This window comes from Sphingobacterium sp. GW821-FHT03E03, from assembly GCF_059420745.1.
In genome coordinates this window covers 1-16,774 of record NZ_JBWKUH010000032.1, presented here as the reverse complement: position 1 = coordinate 16,774, position 16,774 = coordinate 1, and the positions used below count along the sequence as shown (strand labels likewise).

Below are 16,774 nucleotides of genomic sequence, written 5' to 3'. Positions count from 1 at the left end.
ATCTTGCAAGTTTATATTAGAAGTTTTCTTCAACCAATTCTTTATTGACCATTGCTCCCGCTAAATTGCCTGCTGCTACAGCACTGGAAACGGACCGCATCATACTCGTATTATCACCGCATGCAAAAACTCCTTTAATTGTTGTTTTCTGAAAACTGTCAACGACAATATGCCCTTGTTCAGTCAATTCACAGCCCAACGCAACAGGAATACTTGAATGCTGCCTAAAAGGGATTGCTGCATATACGGCATCAAATGCTATTGCTTTGTTGTCCTTGAAAATCACTTTTTCTACCCAGCCATTTTTGTGCTGAATTTTACTAACCTGTTCTGCTATGACAGTTATACCGTGCTTCTTCAATTTTGCAGCCTGCTCCACACTGAAATTTGCTTCTCCAGAAGTCAATATTGTCAGATCGGCGGAGAGATTGTTGACTAAAGATGCCAAATGTAAAGCCCGTTCACCATTAGCCATAATTGCTGTTTTCTTGCCCCTGAATTCATATCCATGGCAATATGGACAATGGATAACTGAAATCCCCCAACAGGCCGAAAAACCTTGGATACCTGGCATGATATCTTCTACCCCAGTCGCAAAAATCACCTTTTTTGCACTAAATAGTTCACCATTTTCAGTACTAATTTCAAAGCCGGTACTTGTTTTCTTTCCACTTACAGCAAGTCCTTTCTGGAATCTCACTGTTGGATAATTTAATACCTGCTCTTTAGCTTTTTTAGCAATAACCGATGGTTTTTCGCCATCATGAGTTATAAAATTATGCGAATGCGGTGTTTGTCTATTACATGGTAGACCACTATCAATAATGAGCACCTGACGTAGTGATCTCCCCAGTGCCATTGCTGCCGAAAGTCCGGCATAACTTCCCCCAATAATGATGACATCAAAATTTTTATCGTCTTTCATCTTTATAAATTTGATTTTAAATGCTGATGATACTAGCAGATTTATGGTATGGACTTATAAGTAAGGTTTTCGTCTCCCGAACCTATTCATTCCAGCAGGTGAATTAAATAAATCAGAATAGTTTCATCTATGATTATTTTGTTTATTCTATTTTTTACAAATGATCAGATAAAAAGGATAATTCTCTTCTACTTCCTTGATTTCAATCAATCCATATTTTTCAAATTCTGACCGAATAGACTCCAAGTCATAAAAGAACATGCTAACACCTCCAAACATTTCAAAACGATCTGTGCCTATGGTAGTCCCTTGTCTATAAATACTTGCCCGTTTTGACACAGTCGTAAAGATCATGTAACCATCGTCGGACAGCTGCTCGTAACAGTCATGTATAAATTTCGCCCGCTCCTCAGTTCCCAGAAGATGGATGAGTGCGTAACAAAATATACCACCATATTTTTTGGTATCAAATGGCATATCTACGACCGAACCATGATGTATGATCGTCTGACTTCCAACATGTTTTCGGGCGATTTCAATTGCTGTCTTGGACAATTCAATTCCCGTAACAGCTATTCCATTATCTAGAAATATATGACCATTTCGTCCATAGCCAAAGCCCGGAATAAGAATTTCCTTTATATTTTCTGCTATAAAGAGATCTTTCGCAATGTGTGCTGAATGAGCAGGACTGCCTCCCCACATCTCCCCCTTTTCTATAAAATTACGTTCCCAAAACTCCATATATGTAGGCTTTTACATTAAGTATCTGTGCTATTTTTATTGAATTCTGCTTCCGATAAGCTTGCAATGACAATAAAGATAGAACGAAGGTAAGGCTTTTTATTATTGCAACTATGTAGCAACATTGTTAAATGCAATTAAATTGCAAATAAATTACATTTAAAGACCGCTATTCATATAATGGTTATTTATCAGTATTGAAAAAGACAGCATGCCGACGATATCTTTGCCTTTAGAAAAAAGAATACACCTCTTGCTAAAAAGAATATAATGAAAAAAATAAAGACACTTTTTGCGGCTTCATTGCTTCCTTTCTTCTCCACACAGGCCTCCGCACAACAATTGGACAAGATGACCTGGTTTAACGAACCTACTGAGTGGACAGTCAGTAACAACTCCCTTTCCATGTTTGTCACACCCAAGAGCGACTACTGGCGAATATCACACTATGGATTTACCGTAGATGACGCACCTTTTCTCTACACAGAGAGAGGAGGTGAATTTGAAGTGAAGGTCAAAATTTCGGCTAAGTATAAAAATCGTTTTGATCAAGCAGGTATCATGCTGCGTATAGATCATGAAAATTATATAAAAGCGGGAATAGAATTTGTCGATGGCAAGTACAATCTGAGTACTGTCGTCACTCATCGAACCAGCGACTGGAGCATCGTACCAATAGATAAAGAAATCCCTTTTATATGGATAAAAGCAATTCGAAGATTAGATGCTGTAGAATTCTTTTATTCTTTTGATGACAAGGAGTATGTGATGATGAGAAATGCCTGGTTACAAGATAATCATCCTGTTATGGTTGGTTTGATGGGTGCATCCCCAGATGGTGATGGCTTCCAGGCTAAGTTTGAACACTTTGGGATCAAACATCTTCCAGACCAGCGTAGAACCAAATGGCTAAAAGAAAATACTTCCAATTGAGCCGCTATAGTAAAGAGTCTGTCAAAAGCTACTCTTTTGACAGACTCTTTACTATAGCGAAGTATCATCTTGATTATACATTTTATTGTATATACTGATCGCTTCATGTGAGTTGCGCACCCGCAGTTTTTGCAGAATATTCTGTCGGTGTCGATTGACAGTATTAACGCTCAAAGCTAGCTTCTCGGCAATATCTTTACTGATCATGCCTGCTCTTATGCACCGTAAAACCTCTTTTTCCCGCACACTCATGACATCCTTCATCTCCTGTTTGTCAAGCGGAAAAACTTCGCCGCTGACCTGATTAAAAATATAGTTCTTCTTACTTTGACGATCTTCTCGATCGGGCATTAGCGTATAGCAGCATAATGCCAGTTGGGGAAATTCTTGACCGGGGGTATCCAAATAGATAATATGATGCGACATCAACATAATTTGCCCATCTTTTCCTTCTACACGGAGTACACTGTTTGCCTGGTATCGAAAACGTTCTTTCGGTTCGGTTTTCTTGACCAGATCAAGAAACTGCAGTTCAAGTGCATGTTTTACAGCCAGATCTTCAGGATGTACGCGCTCTAAGAGAAAATCCTCCCATATACTGTTGATCTCCAATTTTCTTTTGGGTGAACTCAAATGTAAACGTTCAGCAATCTCGCCCATAAAGGTAAAACTCCAATTGGCTGTCAGATCGCTCAATACCACAATGCCGTTATGGATGTCGGCATATGTTTTGGCATATTGCTTATAGTATTTCAAGACAGATAGGTCTACACTTGTATTTCGCAGTCCTTTACCAGCAAGATTTTTATTTAGTGTCTTTTTTAAATCCGATCCCATAGTTAAATATTTCGCAAATGTATGGACATCCCTGAAGAACCATTTTTTTTATGTATCTACAACGTGACCGAGCTTTTCGCGACTCTTTTGTAGGGTAAACGTTTACGCTTAAAAAGAAAGACCGATCCGAATATAAGGCAAAGTTGCTTCCTTACTAAAGCCTAGCACCCCTTGAATCGTAAGAAGCTCTCCCGGCATAAAATAAATTCCTCCGCCATAGCCCATATGCCATGTATCTGAACTTTCCGCTGTCATCCAAACCCGCCCAACATCGTAAAAACCAATCGCTCCTACCGTTCCCGGAACAAGATAGGATGAATAACTGAACAGTTTCAATCGCATATCAAAATTATTATATACGGCTGTTTTCCCTGTAAAACGCCTTGAATTATATCCACGCAGACTCATCTCACCACCGATTTGTGCATGCTGATAAAAATACGGGGCTCCCCAAACCGCATCTATCCCCGTCCTATTCGCAAATGTAATATAGTCATCAGCAATTGTTTTATAGAAACTCATCGCGTGATGTAGCTTTGTATATTTCCTTGTATCGCCGCCAATCTCAGCATTCCACCCTACTCTGGTATGGATATGAATACCTGATTTTGGATTTGCAGCATTATCACGTGTATCATAATCTATCCCCCCTGTAATTCCTGTAAAAAAATTGCTCCCATAGATAGGTTCAGAAGGAAACTTAGTATTAAACTCCTCAAAGTATTTTCCAATATTATTAGCCTCTTTACTGTTGTAATACTCAGAAGATGAACCATAAAATAATTTCAGTTTAGGATTTAGATACTTTTCCAGAAAAATGTCGCCACTTACAATATCAAATCTATTTCGATAGTAAGAAATACTCCTTGAATCCGATTTTTCAAACAAGGTGTTGTTTCCATAACCAAAAAAATTGCTCAGATTTCTAGGGCCAAGTGATGAAAGATGAATAGAAAGATCCTGATCTGCAATTAATTTCTTAAAGTGACCTTTGTAATCAAACATAAATGATTCGCGTCCTGTTAAATAATTGGCCATAAATTGGTGCCGATAAGCATAGGGTTTCTTCCTAAACCCTTGATTTTCTATCAGGTATCCTAGCCCAAAAATCAGACCGCGGTCAACACCATAATCTAGATTGACCACGACTCCTTTACGATCGTATACAAAATTATCGTACTCAAATTGGTGAATAGCAGTATCTACACTCAATTTTAGTCGCACATTTTTATCAACCTGAATACCGGAAGCCTGTTGATTTTTAGAGTCATAAATATAAACCTTATGACCATTGTCAAATTTATCAGAAGTACGATATAGATCTTCACCTTTTCCGCCGATTAAACGGAGTTTGATAGGTGATCGGCCAGATCCATGGATTTTATACTCATCCGAGCCTGAAATTCCATAGATTCTGATTTCCTCGGTTTGACTAGGTAAAAAAGTACGTTTTATTAGCTTTCGCCCCTCAGTACCATCCTTTTTCTTATTGTGTATATTGACTGATACCGAACCGTCTTTATTGTAATCGATATCAACGAATTCAGATTTGGCAGATAAGGGTAAATCAACAACACGTGCAAGAAAACGGTAATAGGTTAACCCACTCTCCATGAGATCGTCCCTTCTGGATCGAATATTTGTTTCCAGTTCATTCGCACTTAATTTTACGATAGAATCAGGCATAGTAAGCATAGCCTGATGAATCAGCGAATCGGTAAGTGTTTTCTGAACAAATTTTATTTCATCGATCCATTCGTCCTCCGTAAGGTGGGTCAGAAAAAAGTGATCAAAATGGCGTGCGTTAAAGTTCCAATGAGACACATTACGTATATGTGGGCTAAATGGTTGTAAGTGGGCCTTTAACCATTGATAGGAAAGTAAAGTTGGAAACAGACCTGATGTTTTATAATACACTTTATCCCGATCGCGCGGTACAGGCGTATAAATCTTCTTACCTTTTTCTTTTTCAGGATCCCAGCGCCAATTATCTTCATGACGATCCCAGTCTCCCAATGCAAAATCAAGTAATCTTGAACGTAAAGTTAGTTTTTGATCAATTTGCGTATCATTATCTTCTAACACTTTCCGAATGACTTTTGCACTATTGTCCGTTTTTTCATCTTCAAAAGGTGTACGGGCCTCAAACATATAAGGCCTATTTTTAAAGACCGCCCGGTATTCACCGAATCCAGGATCATCACCCACGAAAACAAGCTCGGGAGATGAATGTGGAATACCCAAAGCTGTATTAAACGGAGGAACAGTTAATGCACCGAATGGATGGTGTATTGAAATCTGATCCTGAACGATATCTTTTGCAAATGTCTTTCGAAGACTTTCAGGAAGACTACGTTCCGGATATTTCTGAATGGATCTTAACACCCATTCTCTCCCTGAGGGATCGGCCATCCGAAGCGATTGGGTTTGCATCCCCCCACCCAGTTTGACTATATGAAGCCCGCCCTTTTCGGTTTTAAGATCCATTATACGCATTTTTACGGGCGTATTATATAATTTACGATAGCTGTCGCCCAACCAGAACCGATGAATCACGCCTACCCGGTCATACTCAGGGGCGATGACGGTTGTTATGCTGTCAACTTGTTGAGCATATGAGCTCAAAGCACAGCAGCACGTAATCAATGTTAGGAATCCTCTCATATTTCTTAAGTCGGTCGTCAGTAAAAATATGGCTAAAGTTCACATTTTAAAGCATGGAATCAAAAACTTTCTGCTCCTTTTTTAGTTTAAAACCCATCTGCTCATAAAATTTATGACTTTCTGTCCGAAGGACGCTACATCTTACGCGCAAACGAAAATATCCTATGTTCTTTGCCCACTGAGCAGCTTCCTGTATCAGTAATTTACCCAAGCCTTTTCTCTGCACAACATGATCAACGACCAGTCCAGTTATTTCTACATAGCTCCCTGTCTCGATACTCATGGTCCGTTGTAATTGCATCCACCCAACAACCTTGTCATCAATCGTACCAACAAGTATATGATATTCACGATGGCATAATAATATTCTCAACAGGTCTTTCAACTTTTCTGCCTCATTGGGATACCCCAACTGTTCGGTCAAATCTGCAATTTCTTTATAGTCAGTGATCCTGGCTTCCCTTATCTCCATTCCATTATTTTTTTATATTAAATTTATTCATTAAAAAAGCCCAGTTCCAATACAAATAACAGCATCAAAATTATACATCTAATAGACGACGATGATAATTGATCTGCCCGAGATGGTAGGTTAAATGTGTGGTTAAATGCACCAACAAATATTCCGTTGTTGTCTTCTCCTCAAACACTAATATGGGGTATATCGCGGCAAGGTCATCCTGATTAAGCTTATCCAAAGCCAGATCAACGACGCTGATAGTATTGTCTATACTATCTAAAAGTACTGATTTTGGAATATCCCGCAGGGTAAACTCAGCCTCCCTATTTCTAATATAGCCTATTTTTCCGATTTCCGCTCCAATATAAGTTTGTAAATTGCCAATTAAATGTAAACATAAATTTCCCGCTGAATTCGCAATACCATGATCAACAATCCAGATATTCTCCTCTTGTCCATAAGATGCAATTTCTGTTTTCAATCTATTCAGATCTCTATAAAAAAGACTTTTCAATGTTTTTACAAGCATAATCTAATTTTTAGTATAATACCACTAGCATTTCTTAATCAAAACTAACGCTTTCACAATATTAATTGGTTCTTTATGTGAAGAAGAAAAAGAAAAAATTGCCTCAACCGACTGTAATTTTGAAAAGATGGATCTAAACCTCTCGAAAAGTAGATCCATTAAATATTCATAAGATATCGTATTTTTACTTGTACTAATAAAGTAATCAATGCTTATGTTTCCAAAATTTCCAAGAACGACCTGGATAATCTTCTTTATATTAACAGTCACTATCACCCTGCTATTTTCGAAATGTGGAAGTCCCTCGGATGGTAATGATACCCTTGGTTTCCCCTTTCCCTTTTATACCTTTTTAGGCGGAAAGCGTTACCCAGAACCACCGGACAGAACATATTTTAACGGCATATACCTTCTTTTGAACCTGATCATCTATTTTGGGATCGCCTGTCTATTAAATTACTTAATAAAAAAAAACAAAAAAATAAAAGATTAAAAAAAGTAACGCGATCGGTACAAACTAAACACCACATAATTGGGAAGCGAAGTTCTCACCGCTTAAATTTACATTGCTAGAATTGCTGTCATTATGAAAAAAAACACGCAGATAACCAACCTGAGTATAGAATCCGCTGGTTTACCTAAAGATCCAAAACTGGTCATTGCTGAATATATATGGAACGGCTTTGACGCAAGAGCTACCGAAGTCGATATTGCAATTGATAGCAACGAACTCGGTTATATAAACAGTATCAGCATCAGCGATAATGGAGAGGGAATCGTTTTCGATACACTACCCTACTCATTTGGTAATTTTCTCGATTCAGTAAAGAAAAATAGCATCAAGCGAAGCTCCTATACAAGAGGAAAGAAAGGAAAAGGTAGATTTTCCTTTTCACTATTTGCGACAAGAGCGATCTGGAATACAATTGTAAAAGAAGAAGGAGTTTTAAAATCATACCACATCCAAATTGATAGGGACAGCAAAGAACAATATGACGTTAGCGAAAGTATTCTGGTAGAAAATCAGCAAACTGGAACCCGAGTGAGATTGGAGGGGGTTTTCGGGCTAAATTCATCCCATTTGGAATCCCAAGAATTTATAGATTTCATGGCGCAGGAATTTGGTTGGTTTCTATACCTTAACCGCGATTTAGGTTATACAATACGAATTAATGGAGTACAATTGATATATGATCATCTGATTCAAGAAACGGATCTTCTATCTTGGACTTTATATAGTCCTGAAGGTAATTCCTCCTATACTTTTCAGGTCAATTACATTCGTTGGAACCAACAGATCGGAGACCGCTATTACTATTATTTGCGCAATAGCGAAAAAAGAGAAGTGGCAAAAGTACTCAGTAGCTTTAACAATAATGCAATAGATTTCCATCACTCGGTATATGTAACATCCAATTTTTTTGACACTTTTGAACTGGAAGATATCAGCATCTCTACAGACATAAATCTCTTCACTGGCAAAGACAAACAAGTTGTCTACCGTAATCTACTTGCTAAATTACGCGATTTTCTAGATCGTAAGCAGAAAAAATACATTCGTGAAAGCGCTGTTGCTGTCAAACTCAGTGAATTGGAAAAGAAAGGATTTCTACCCCATTATGATCAAACAGAAAAAGACAGGAAAAGAAAAGAAACACTGCTCGCATTGGTTCAGGAAATCTATATCATAGATCCGCGCATCTTCTTTGGAGTCAAAACCGACCTGATCCGTACCTATTTAGGTTTCCTGGATCTCCTACTACAAACAGAGAAAAGTGCAGAGATCCTACCCATACTCGAAAAGGCAATTTCCTTATCTGACAAAGAGAGGAGCCGGATAAAACAGATACTAATACTTCCCAATAATCTCGATACAGCAGCCATTTAAGCGCATTTGAGGGATATTTTTATTTAATGACTTTTATATGTCATTAAATAAAATAAAAAGTTTGAATTTTGCTTAACACTGTTAAATCATTTATGCATTAAAGCATGGGTAGTAAAGAACGCATACAACGTATCAAAGATGAGAATAGAACTAATATTCTCGACGCCGCTCTTCAAATCGTGAAAGAAGAGGGATGGCAGGCATTGAGCATGCGTAAAATCGCGGATATCATTGAGTATACCGCACCCATGATTTATGAGTATTTCGCAAATAAAGATGCAATTTTAAATGAGCTCGCTAACCAAGGTTATCTCTTACTTGCCAAAAAAGTCAGACAAGCCAAATCAACTCAAACCGACTTGGAGAAACAATTGGAAGCGATGTGGTTCAGTTATTGGGATTTTGCATTCGAGGAGCGCGAATTGTACCAACTCATGTTTGGCGTTGGAACAGCCTGCTGTGGGTTTGAAAAGACTTATAAGTGTGCGGAATCTCATGGTAGAATGATCAGTGATGTGATTCGTGAGATCATGAAGGATAAAAACCCATCGGAAGATTTGATCTGTAGAAAATATTTTACATACTGGTCAATTATACATGGGCTAATATCAATCAACTTAGTTAACCAGGGTAATGGTGAAAATACCAACCAAGAGGTTCTAAAAGATGCAATCTACGGTATCACCCGCTCGCTTAGTGACTAAATTTTTTTATACCAGAAAATACAACGTTAAAAAATCTAACACCATTAAATACACCACAACTTCAATTTTTAATATCACATGAAAACAAATGTATCACCAAGTCTTAAGAAGATTTACATTCCAGCACTTAACAGTGTTAAACGAATTAATATCGTAAAGACCGCATATGTGCTTAGTGTAATCTTTTTATACAGCTGTTCAACAGGAACCAGCAAACCTATTGATCCTCCTCCTGTTAGCCTACCTGTTGTTGCCATCGAAAATGGTAACGAGACAGTTTATCAGGAATATCCAGCAACAATAGAAGCTTCGGCGAATATCGAGATCAGACCTCAGGTTGAGGGGATTTTGGAGCAGATCTTTGTCGATGAGGGTGCGAAAGTCAGTAAAGGACAGGCGCTTTTTAAAATTAATGACCGGCCATATCAAGAGCAATTGAATCAGGCCAAAGCCAATTTATTAGCTGCAAAAGCTGCGTTGGAAAACGCCGAGCTGGAAGTTGAGAAAAAAACAAAATTAGTCAATACCAAAGTATTGACTGACTTTCAATTAAAGACAGCGATCAGTGCGCGTAATGCCGCTAAAGCGAATGTTCAATTGGCAGCATCTGCTGTGGAAACTGCTAAAATCAATGTAGGTTATACACTGATCCGTGCTTCGGCAGAGGGGTATATCGGGAGACTACAACGGAAACAAGGAAGTTTAGTAGGGCCAGCAGATCCGCAACCTTTAACTGCACTGTCAAATGTCAGAGATCTTCACGTCTATTTCTCATTGGGAGAAAATGATTTTATTGCTTTCAAAAATAATACAGAAGGCAATAATCTTCAACAAAAATTGAACAACCTCCCGCCGATCAGTTTAGTGCTTTCCGATCAGACCATCTATGATCAAAAAGGAAAAATAGATATGGTGGATGGTCAGTTTGACAAAAACACAGGCGCGATTACCTTACGCGCGACATTCAGTAATCCTGAAGGAGTTTTGCGTAATGGAAATACCGGCCGTGTCAGACTCCAAAAGAAATATGATCAGGCTTTATTGGTACCACAACTTGCGACACTTGAAATGCAGGACAAGATCTTTGTGTATACTGTCGGAAAAGAAAATAAAGTTGTACAGCAGCCCATCACCGTCATCGGAAAAAGTGGCGCAAACTATCTCGTAAGCAAGGGTGTCAGTGCCGGAGATCGCATTGTTTACAAGGGTATTGATTTACTTCAAGATGGTCAAAAAATAACACCACAAGCTTTATCAAAAGACAGCATCAATTAATATTATAAACGACAAACTTATGCTTAAGAAATTTATAGAAAGGCCTGTACTTGCCACTGTCATTTCCATATTACTTGTAATATTGGGGGTGATCGGTATCCTAAAGCTGCCCTTACAGCAGTTTCCCGATATTGCCCCACCAGCAGTACAGGTAACAGCATTATATCCTGGCGCAAATGCCGAAACGGTACTTCGTGCCGTGGCCCCCTCTTTGGAGGAATCCATCAATGGTGTCGAAAACATGAGCTATATGAGCTCTACCGCCAGTAACGACGGTTCATTGATGATTACGGTATATTTTAAACTAGGCACTGATCCGGATCAAGCTGCTGTCAATGTGCAGAATCGTGTTGCACAGGCCACCAGCCAACTTCCTTCCGAAGTTGTTCAGGCCGGAATTACAACAGCCAAGCAACAAAATAGCTTGATCATGGTATTGGATCTATATACTGAGGATGAAGGTAAATATGACCAAACGTTTATTACCAACTATGCACAGATCAATATTATTCCGGAGCTGAAACGTATCCCCGGAGTGGGACAAGCATCGGTTTTTGGCGGTAGTAAAGATTACTCCATGCGTGTATGGCTTAATCCAAACCAAATGGCTGCTTACAAACTGACCCCTGAGGAGGTAACGGCAGCTATTCAGGATAAAAACGTAGAAGCCGCTCCCGGAAAATTTGGAGAAAGTAGCCGTGAAGCTTTTGAATTTGTCATTAAGTATAAAGGTAAACTTAATCAGCCGAGCGATTATGAAAATATCATTATCCGCTCAAACACAGACGGTTCTGTATTAAAACTGAAAGATGTAGCTCGTGTCGAGTTAGGATCTTATACTTATGCCAGTAAGACCCGCATCAATGGAAAAGCTGGTCTCAACATCGGTGTAATGCAATTAGCGGGATCCAATGCGAATGAAATTCAGATTGCCATACAGGAGTTTATGAAAAAAGCTTCGTTAAGCTTTCCAAAAGGTGTAAAATATCTCGTTTTATATAACACTAAAGATGCGCTCGACCAATCCATTGATCAAGTTAAACACACGTTGATCGAAGCATTTATTCTGGTCTTTTTAGTTGTTTTCCTATTTCTTCAGGATTTTAGATCAACACTGATACCGGCCATTGCTGTACCAGTGGCAATTGTGGGAACATTTTTCTTTATGCAGCTTTTTGGCTTCTCCATCAATCTATTGACCTTATTTGCGCTTGTACTTGCAATCGGTATCGTCGTGGATGATGCGATCGTGGTGGTCGAGGCCGTACACGCCAAAATGGAGCATAATAATCTACCGCCCAAATTAGCAACGACCTCTGCCATGAGTGAGATTACGGGAGCCATTATCTCCATTACCCTTGTCATGTCTGCGGTCTTCCTCCCTATTGGTTTTATGGAAGGTTCGACAGGAGTTTTCTATCGACAATTTGCCTTTACATTGGCCATAGCAATTGTGATTTCGGCGATCAATGCACTGACATTAAGTCCGGCGCTCTGTGCCCTATTTTTAAAACCTACGCACCATAACCACGACGAGACCAAGAAACTTAATTTCAAAGAACGTTTCTTCACAGGATTCAATGTCGGTTTTGACCGTCTGACCAAAAACTATTTAGGCAGCTTACGTTTTCTGGTCCGTTACAAATGGGTAGCTTTTGCAGGCTTAGGTATCACCTTGTTGTTGACAATTTTTATGATTCGTCGTACACCAACAGGATTTATCCCTTCCGAAGACCAAGGTTTTATCGCTATATCATTTTCTATGCCAGCCGGTGCCTCTTTGGATCGGACTTCGGAAGCATTAGCTGAAGCTGAAAAGCAACTTCAACATGCTGACTTCACCAAGACACTAAACGTTTTGGCTGGTTTTAATATTTTAACGCAATCAACCAGTCCATCAGCAGGTGTAGCATTTATTTTGCTGAAACCACATGAAGAACGTGGCAGTATCAAGGACATCAACGCTATTATGGCCGATGTGAACCAACGTTTAGCAAGTATCAAGGGCGCCAACTTCTTCGTGTTTACCTTCCCTACAGTCCCTGGATTTAGTAACGTGGATGGTCTCGATATGGTTCTTCAAGATCGGACAGGTGGACAACTTGGTAAATTCAGTACAATAGGTCAAGGGTTCATAGGAGAACTCATGAAGCGTCCTGAAATCATGATGGCCTTTACAACCTTCAAAGCCGACTACCCGCAGTACGAGCTACAAGTGGATGACATCAAAGCCGAACAACTTGGTGTAAGTACCAAAAGTATCTTACAAACCATGCAAGCTTATTTTGGTAGTGCGCAGGCGTCAGATTTTAATCGATTCGGAAAGTACTATCGTGTTATGGTCCAAGCGGATGCAAAAGATCGTAGCGAACCAACTTCTATGGACGGAATCTTTGTTAAAAACAGATTAGGCGACATGGTACCGATCAATACATTGGTTAAATTAGAGCGTGTCTATGGTCCCGAAACGGCTTCACGTTACAATCTATTCAATTCGATCGGAATAAATGCAATCCCAAAACCTGGCTATAGCTCAGGAGATGCAATCCGGGCCGTGGAAGAAGTGGCCAAACAGCATTTGCCAACTGGATTCACTTATGAATTTTCGGGTATGACGAAAGAAGAAATTGTCTCCGGAGGTCAGTCTACGCTTATTTTTATTCTCTGTTTGATCTTCGTTTACTTCCTTCTCGCGGCACAATATGAGAGCTACATTATCCCATTAGCCGTTATACTCTCTATTCCAACAGGTATATTTGGTGTCTTTGCAGCAATTAGCCTCACCGATACTGCCAATAATATTTACGTTCAGGTAGCGTTGGTCATGTTGATCGGGTTACTGGCGAAGAATGCTATTTTAATTGTCGAATTTGCCATTCAAGGTCGAAAACAAGGGCTTTCGATACCAAGCGCTGCGCTTAAAGCAGCACGCTTACGTCTGAGACCTATTATCATGACATCATTGGCTTTCATTGTAGGTATGATTCCTATGATGAGCGCAGTGGGTCCCTCGGCACAAGGTAATCACTCGATCAGTATTGCAGCAGCAGGAGGAATGCTTAGTGGGGTTGTGTTAGGGCTTTTTATCATTCCCATCCTATTTATCGTATTCCAGTTTATACAAGAGAAAGTAAGTGGCGCGCCAAAAGAAAAACAACTGGAGAATGAGCACATTTCTTTGGAAATTCCTGTGCATACAAATAATTAACAAACAATGACAACATCGAAATATATGAATAGAAAAGTAAAACTACTGACGGTTTTCATTTTATCCTTTGTCGCGTGGTCTTGTAAAACAGACAAACTGGTTAGCAATAAACATCTTGCACCCACTCTGCCTGAACAATATCGTGATCAGGGAAAAGCAGCACAGGAAAACAATATTGGTTCTATTCCATGGCGTGATTTCTTTAAGGATCGCGTCTTACAAACCTTGATCGACAGCGCAATCCAGCATAACCTGGACATGCAATTGGCGCTGAAAAATATAGAGTCATCTCAACTGAGCTTGAAACAGGCAAAAGCGGGCTATCTTCCCACAGCACAGTTGCAGGTCAGAGGAAATAGTACCAACCCATCCAATAATAGCATGAACGGATTGAGCTTGAATCAATTTTTAAAACAGCATCACGTTGAAGACTATACAGCATCTATTGGTTTATCCTGGGAGGCTGATTTATGGGGAAAAATCAAGAATCAAAATGTGGCAGCCTTGGCTTCTTACCTGCAAACTGAAGAAGCAAAAAAAGTGATACAAACCCAATTGATTGCCCAAGTGGCGCAAGGTTATTATCAACTTTTGATGCTCTATCAATTACGGGATATCGCACAACAAAATTTACAGCTGAGCGATACCACGCTCCGTATTGTCAAACAACAATATGAAGTTGGTGATATTACCTTGCTTGCTTTGGAGCAAGTGGATGCGCAACGTTTATCCGCTGCTGCGCTTATCCCTGATTTTGAACAACAGATTCATCTTCAAGAAAATGCGATCCAAATTCTCAGTGGTAAACTCCCAGCAGAAATCAAAACACAGGAACAATTGGTCAACGTTCGTTTTCCTGAAGATCTTGCAACTGGGATACCAGCAGATTTATTAAGCCATCGCCCTGATGTTAAACAGGCAGAGCTTGCTGTTACTGCTTCTCAGGCCTATCAAAAATCTGCTAAAGCAAGAATGTATCCTTCGCTGGTCATTAGTGCTGAGGCAGGTGTCAACGCATTTAAAGCAAGTAATTGGTTTAATCTGCCTGCATCTTTATTTGGTGCAATCACAGGGAGTATTACACAGCCTATTTTTCAGCGTAGAGAGCTGAAAACGCAATATGAGCTCGCCCGCATAGAACAAGAGAAGAATGTTATGATTTTCAAACAAAAAGTCATTTCAGCTGCCGGAGAAGTTTCCGATGCCCTGATTTCAATCCAAAAATTGAAGGAAAAACAACAGATTACGTTGGATAGAACTACTCGTTTAAAAGAGGCTACAAAACATGCCAACCTTCTCTTTGAAACTGGTATGGCAACTTATCTGGAAGTAATCACCGCTCAAAGCAATATATTACAGAGCGAACTTGAGCTGGCTCAAGTGAAGAAAGCGGAACTTTCGGCTGTAGTAGATCTGTATCGCTCCTTGGGTGGTGGATGGAGCAATAACTAATTTTAAAGATTTGCAATTTTTCTAATTTTATATCACATATCTGGGAGACAGGGGACCGCGAGGGTCTCCTGTCTTATTTTATAGCAACAACCTTCAACAATGCCCCCCCCCCGCTCATTGGATTATTCCTACTCCTACTCCTACTCTTAGCCAGCCCTCTTTAAGCATCAAAACAATAAAATAGGCGCCCTTTTTAAAAAATCATGTCTGTCACTATAGTCATTGTTATAAATCCTTCAAACCTTGGAATAAAAGGAACAAATACAGCAGCCATAATGCGATTACTTTTGTGAAACAATAAATTTAATAGACTATGAGAGATTTAAAAAAGGTTGCATTGGTATGTTGTATTGCCATTTGTACTTTACTGGTTATGAGCTGCAGTAAGGATGATGAAGTTACACCAGAGCCTCAGCTCACCCCGAGCGAAGTATTGGCTAGTACCGCTTGGGAAACAACAAGCGCCAAAAATAACAAAGGTGAAAATGTGGTATTGACAGATGCCAATGTCTCAAATTTTGTAGGTTTTGCCTACTTCAAATCCGATGGTACCTTTACCATGTTCAATCTTGACGACTCTCCCAAAATGCGTGGAGACTGGTCTGTTTCAGCAGATGGTAAAACACGGACTATCGTTGCCAAAAATGCAGCAGGAGAAACACTTTTCACACGTGTAGTTGATATAACGGTATTAACAAAAAACGAATTTACATACCGGATCTATCCAAACAACGACAATAAAACCGTTTATTTCGATATTATCCATACACCTACAACACACAAAGAGCCGAAATAACTAACTGGCACTATTGAATTATATAGAAGCATAATCTCCTCTTAAACCTTAAGGATTGACAAAATGAAACGTTGTCAATCCTTATCTTTTTTAGTGAAACGCTCAACACTTTTTTTAGATTATTTCAATATCAATTGAGAAAATCATTAAATTCTTAGATAACGTAATAACCGAAAACTCTAATATTGAGATTATAGACAATGTCCACATACATTTTCATTTACAGGCGAAATAATCTTGACACAATTTAAATGAAATAGCATTGCCCTAAAATATATTAATTTTGATAGCAGTCAGTTTAAGAAAAATAATGGATTAAATACCTTTATTTTGATTGCAAAACAGAAGAGAATTCCTTA

General features: G+C 39.2%; 13 protein-coding genes. 7 read left to right on the top strand and 6 right to left on the bottom strand.

What is annotated here, in order from left to right; translation table 11 throughout:
• Nucleotides 1–16 precede the first annotated feature (16 nt).
• Complete coding sequence (locus AC07UV_RS22885; protein WP_495185425.1) at nucleotides 17–925, bottom strand: NAD(P)/FAD-dependent oxidoreductase; 909 nt, start codon at nucleotides 923–925, stop codon at nucleotides 17–19.
• A gap of 147 nt (nucleotides 926–1,072) precedes the next feature.
• On the bottom strand, nucleotides 1,073–1,669 hold the full coding sequence (locus tag AC07UV_RS22880) for a class I SAM-dependent methyltransferase (RefSeq protein WP_282255300.1): 597 nt from the start codon (nucleotides 1,667–1,669) through the stop codon (nucleotides 1,073–1,075).
• Nucleotides 1,670–1,939: 270 nt separating this feature from the next.
• On the opposite strand from AC07UV_RS22880, the gene AC07UV_RS22875 reads away from it, so the two are divergent.
• The gene (locus AC07UV_RS22875) at nucleotides 1,940–2,602 is read left to right on the top strand and encodes a DUF1349 domain-containing protein (protein ID WP_495185424.1); all 663 of its coding nucleotides are present in this window, start codon (nucleotides 1,940–1,942) and stop codon (nucleotides 2,600–2,602) included.
• Nucleotides 2,603–2,653: 51 nt separating this feature from the next.
• Here the strand turns inward: AC07UV_RS22875 and AC07UV_RS22870 are convergent, their stop codons facing one another.
• The 4 genes from AC07UV_RS22870 to AC07UV_RS22855 all read right to left on the bottom strand — a co-directional run bounded on the left by AC07UV_RS22870 (nucleotide 2,654) and on the right by AC07UV_RS22855 (nucleotide 7,092).
• Nucleotides 2,654–3,439, bottom strand: a complete 786-nt coding sequence (locus AC07UV_RS22870; protein ID WP_495185423.1) for a response regulator transcription factor — start codon at nucleotides 3,437–3,439, stop codon at nucleotides 2,654–2,656.
• 108 nt (nucleotides 3,440–3,547) lie between these two features.
• Nucleotides 3,548–6,103, bottom strand: a complete 2,556-nt coding sequence (locus AC07UV_RS22865; protein ID WP_495185422.1) for a BamA/TamA family outer membrane protein — start codon at nucleotides 6,101–6,103, stop codon at nucleotides 3,548–3,550.
• A 46-nt stretch (nucleotides 6,104–6,149) separates the two neighbouring features.
• Nucleotides 6,150–6,575, bottom strand: a complete 426-nt coding sequence (locus AC07UV_RS22860; protein ID WP_495185421.1) for a GNAT family N-acetyltransferase — start codon at nucleotides 6,573–6,575, stop codon at nucleotides 6,150–6,152.
• Between the two features lie 70 nt (nucleotides 6,576–6,645).
• Nucleotides 6,646–7,092 (bottom strand): DUF1572 family protein, encoded by a 447-nt coding sequence (locus AC07UV_RS22855; RefSeq protein ID WP_495185420.1) that lies wholly within the window; start codon nucleotides 7,090–7,092, stop codon nucleotides 6,646–6,648.
• 586 nt (nucleotides 7,093–7,678) lie between these two features.
• Between AC07UV_RS22855 and AC07UV_RS22850 the strand changes: the two genes are divergently transcribed.
• The 6 genes from AC07UV_RS22850 to AC07UV_RS22825 all read left to right on the top strand — a co-directional run bounded on the left by AC07UV_RS22850 (nucleotide 7,679) and on the right by AC07UV_RS22825 (nucleotide 16,415).
• On the top strand, nucleotides 7,679–8,980 hold the full coding sequence (locus AC07UV_RS22850) for an ATP-binding protein (protein WP_495185419.1): 1,302 nt from the start codon (nucleotides 7,679–7,681) through the stop codon (nucleotides 8,978–8,980).
• 104 nt (nucleotides 8,981–9,084) lie between these two features.
• The gene (locus AC07UV_RS22845) at nucleotides 9,085–9,684 is read left to right on the top strand and encodes a TetR/AcrR family transcriptional regulator (RefSeq protein WP_495185418.1); all 600 of its coding nucleotides are present in this window, start codon (nucleotides 9,085–9,087) and stop codon (nucleotides 9,682–9,684) included.
• 78 nt (nucleotides 9,685–9,762) lie between these two features.
• A complete protein-coding gene (locus AC07UV_RS22840; RefSeq protein WP_495185417.1) occupies nucleotides 9,763–10,959 on the top strand; it encodes an efflux RND transporter periplasmic adaptor subunit in 1,197 nt (398 codons plus the stop codon).
• 19 nt (nucleotides 10,960–10,978) lie between these two features.
• Nucleotides 10,979–14,167, top strand: coding sequence for an efflux RND transporter permease subunit (locus AC07UV_RS22835; RefSeq protein WP_282255310.1), 3,189 nt, complete (start codon nucleotides 10,979–10,981; stop codon nucleotides 14,165–14,167).
• Between the two features lie 24 nt (nucleotides 14,168–14,191).
• On the top strand, nucleotides 14,192–15,619 hold the full coding sequence (locus tag AC07UV_RS22830; protein ID WP_495185416.1) for a TolC family protein: 1,428 nt from the start codon (nucleotides 14,192–14,194) through the stop codon (nucleotides 15,617–15,619).
• Between the two features lie 313 nt (nucleotides 15,620–15,932).
• Complete coding sequence (locus tag AC07UV_RS22825) at nucleotides 15,933–16,415, top strand: DUF4822 domain-containing protein (protein ID WP_282255312.1); 483 nt, start codon at nucleotides 15,933–15,935, stop codon at nucleotides 16,413–16,415.
• Nucleotides 16,416–16,774 lie beyond the last annotated feature (359 nt).

Bases quoted from the DNA above. Each gene is read 5' to 3' on its own strand.
- AC07UV_RS22825 (WP_282255312.1), top strand. From the start codon at position 15,933: ATGAGAGATTTAAAAAAGGTTGCATTGGTATGTTGTATTGCCATTTGT.
- AC07UV_RS22880 (WP_282255300.1), bottom strand. From the start codon at position 1,669: ATGGAGTTTTGGGAACGTAATTTTATAGAAAAGGGGGAGATGTGGGGA.
- AC07UV_RS22860 (WP_495185421.1), bottom strand. From the start codon at position 6,575: ATGGAGATAAGGGAAGCCAGGATCACTGACTATAAAGAAATTGCAGAT.
- AC07UV_RS22850 (WP_495185419.1), top strand. From the start codon at position 7,679: ATGAAAAAAAACACGCAGATAACCAACCTGAGTATAGAATCCGCTGGT.
- AC07UV_RS22845 (WP_495185418.1), top strand. From the start codon at position 9,085: ATGGGTAGTAAAGAACGCATACAACGTATCAAAGATGAGAATAGAACT.
- AC07UV_RS22875 (WP_495185424.1), top strand. From the start codon at position 1,940: ATGAAAAAAATAAAGACACTTTTTGCGGCTTCATTGCTTCCTTTCTTC.
- AC07UV_RS22830 (WP_495185416.1), top strand. From the start codon at position 14,192: ATGAATAGAAAAGTAAAACTACTGACGGTTTTCATTTTATCCTTTGTC.
- AC07UV_RS22885 (WP_495185425.1), bottom strand. From the start codon at position 925: ATGAAAGACGATAAAAATTTTGATGTCATCATTATTGGGGGAAGTTAT.
- AC07UV_RS22855 (WP_495185420.1), bottom strand. From the start codon at position 7,092: ATGCTTGTAAAAACATTGAAAAGTCTTTTTTATAGAGATCTGAATAGA.
- AC07UV_RS22865 (WP_495185422.1), bottom strand. From the start codon at position 6,103: ATGAGAGGATTCCTAACATTGATTACGTGCTGCTGTGCTTTGAGCTCA.
- AC07UV_RS22870 (WP_495185423.1), bottom strand. From the start codon at position 3,439: ATGGGATCGGATTTAAAAAAGACACTAAATAAAAATCTTGCTGGTAAA.
- AC07UV_RS22840 (WP_495185417.1), top strand. From the start codon at position 9,763: ATGAAAACAAATGTATCACCAAGTCTTAAGAAGATTTACATTCCAGCA.
- AC07UV_RS22835 (WP_282255310.1), top strand. From the start codon at position 10,979: ATGCTTAAGAAATTTATAGAAAGGCCTGTACTTGCCACTGTCATTTCC.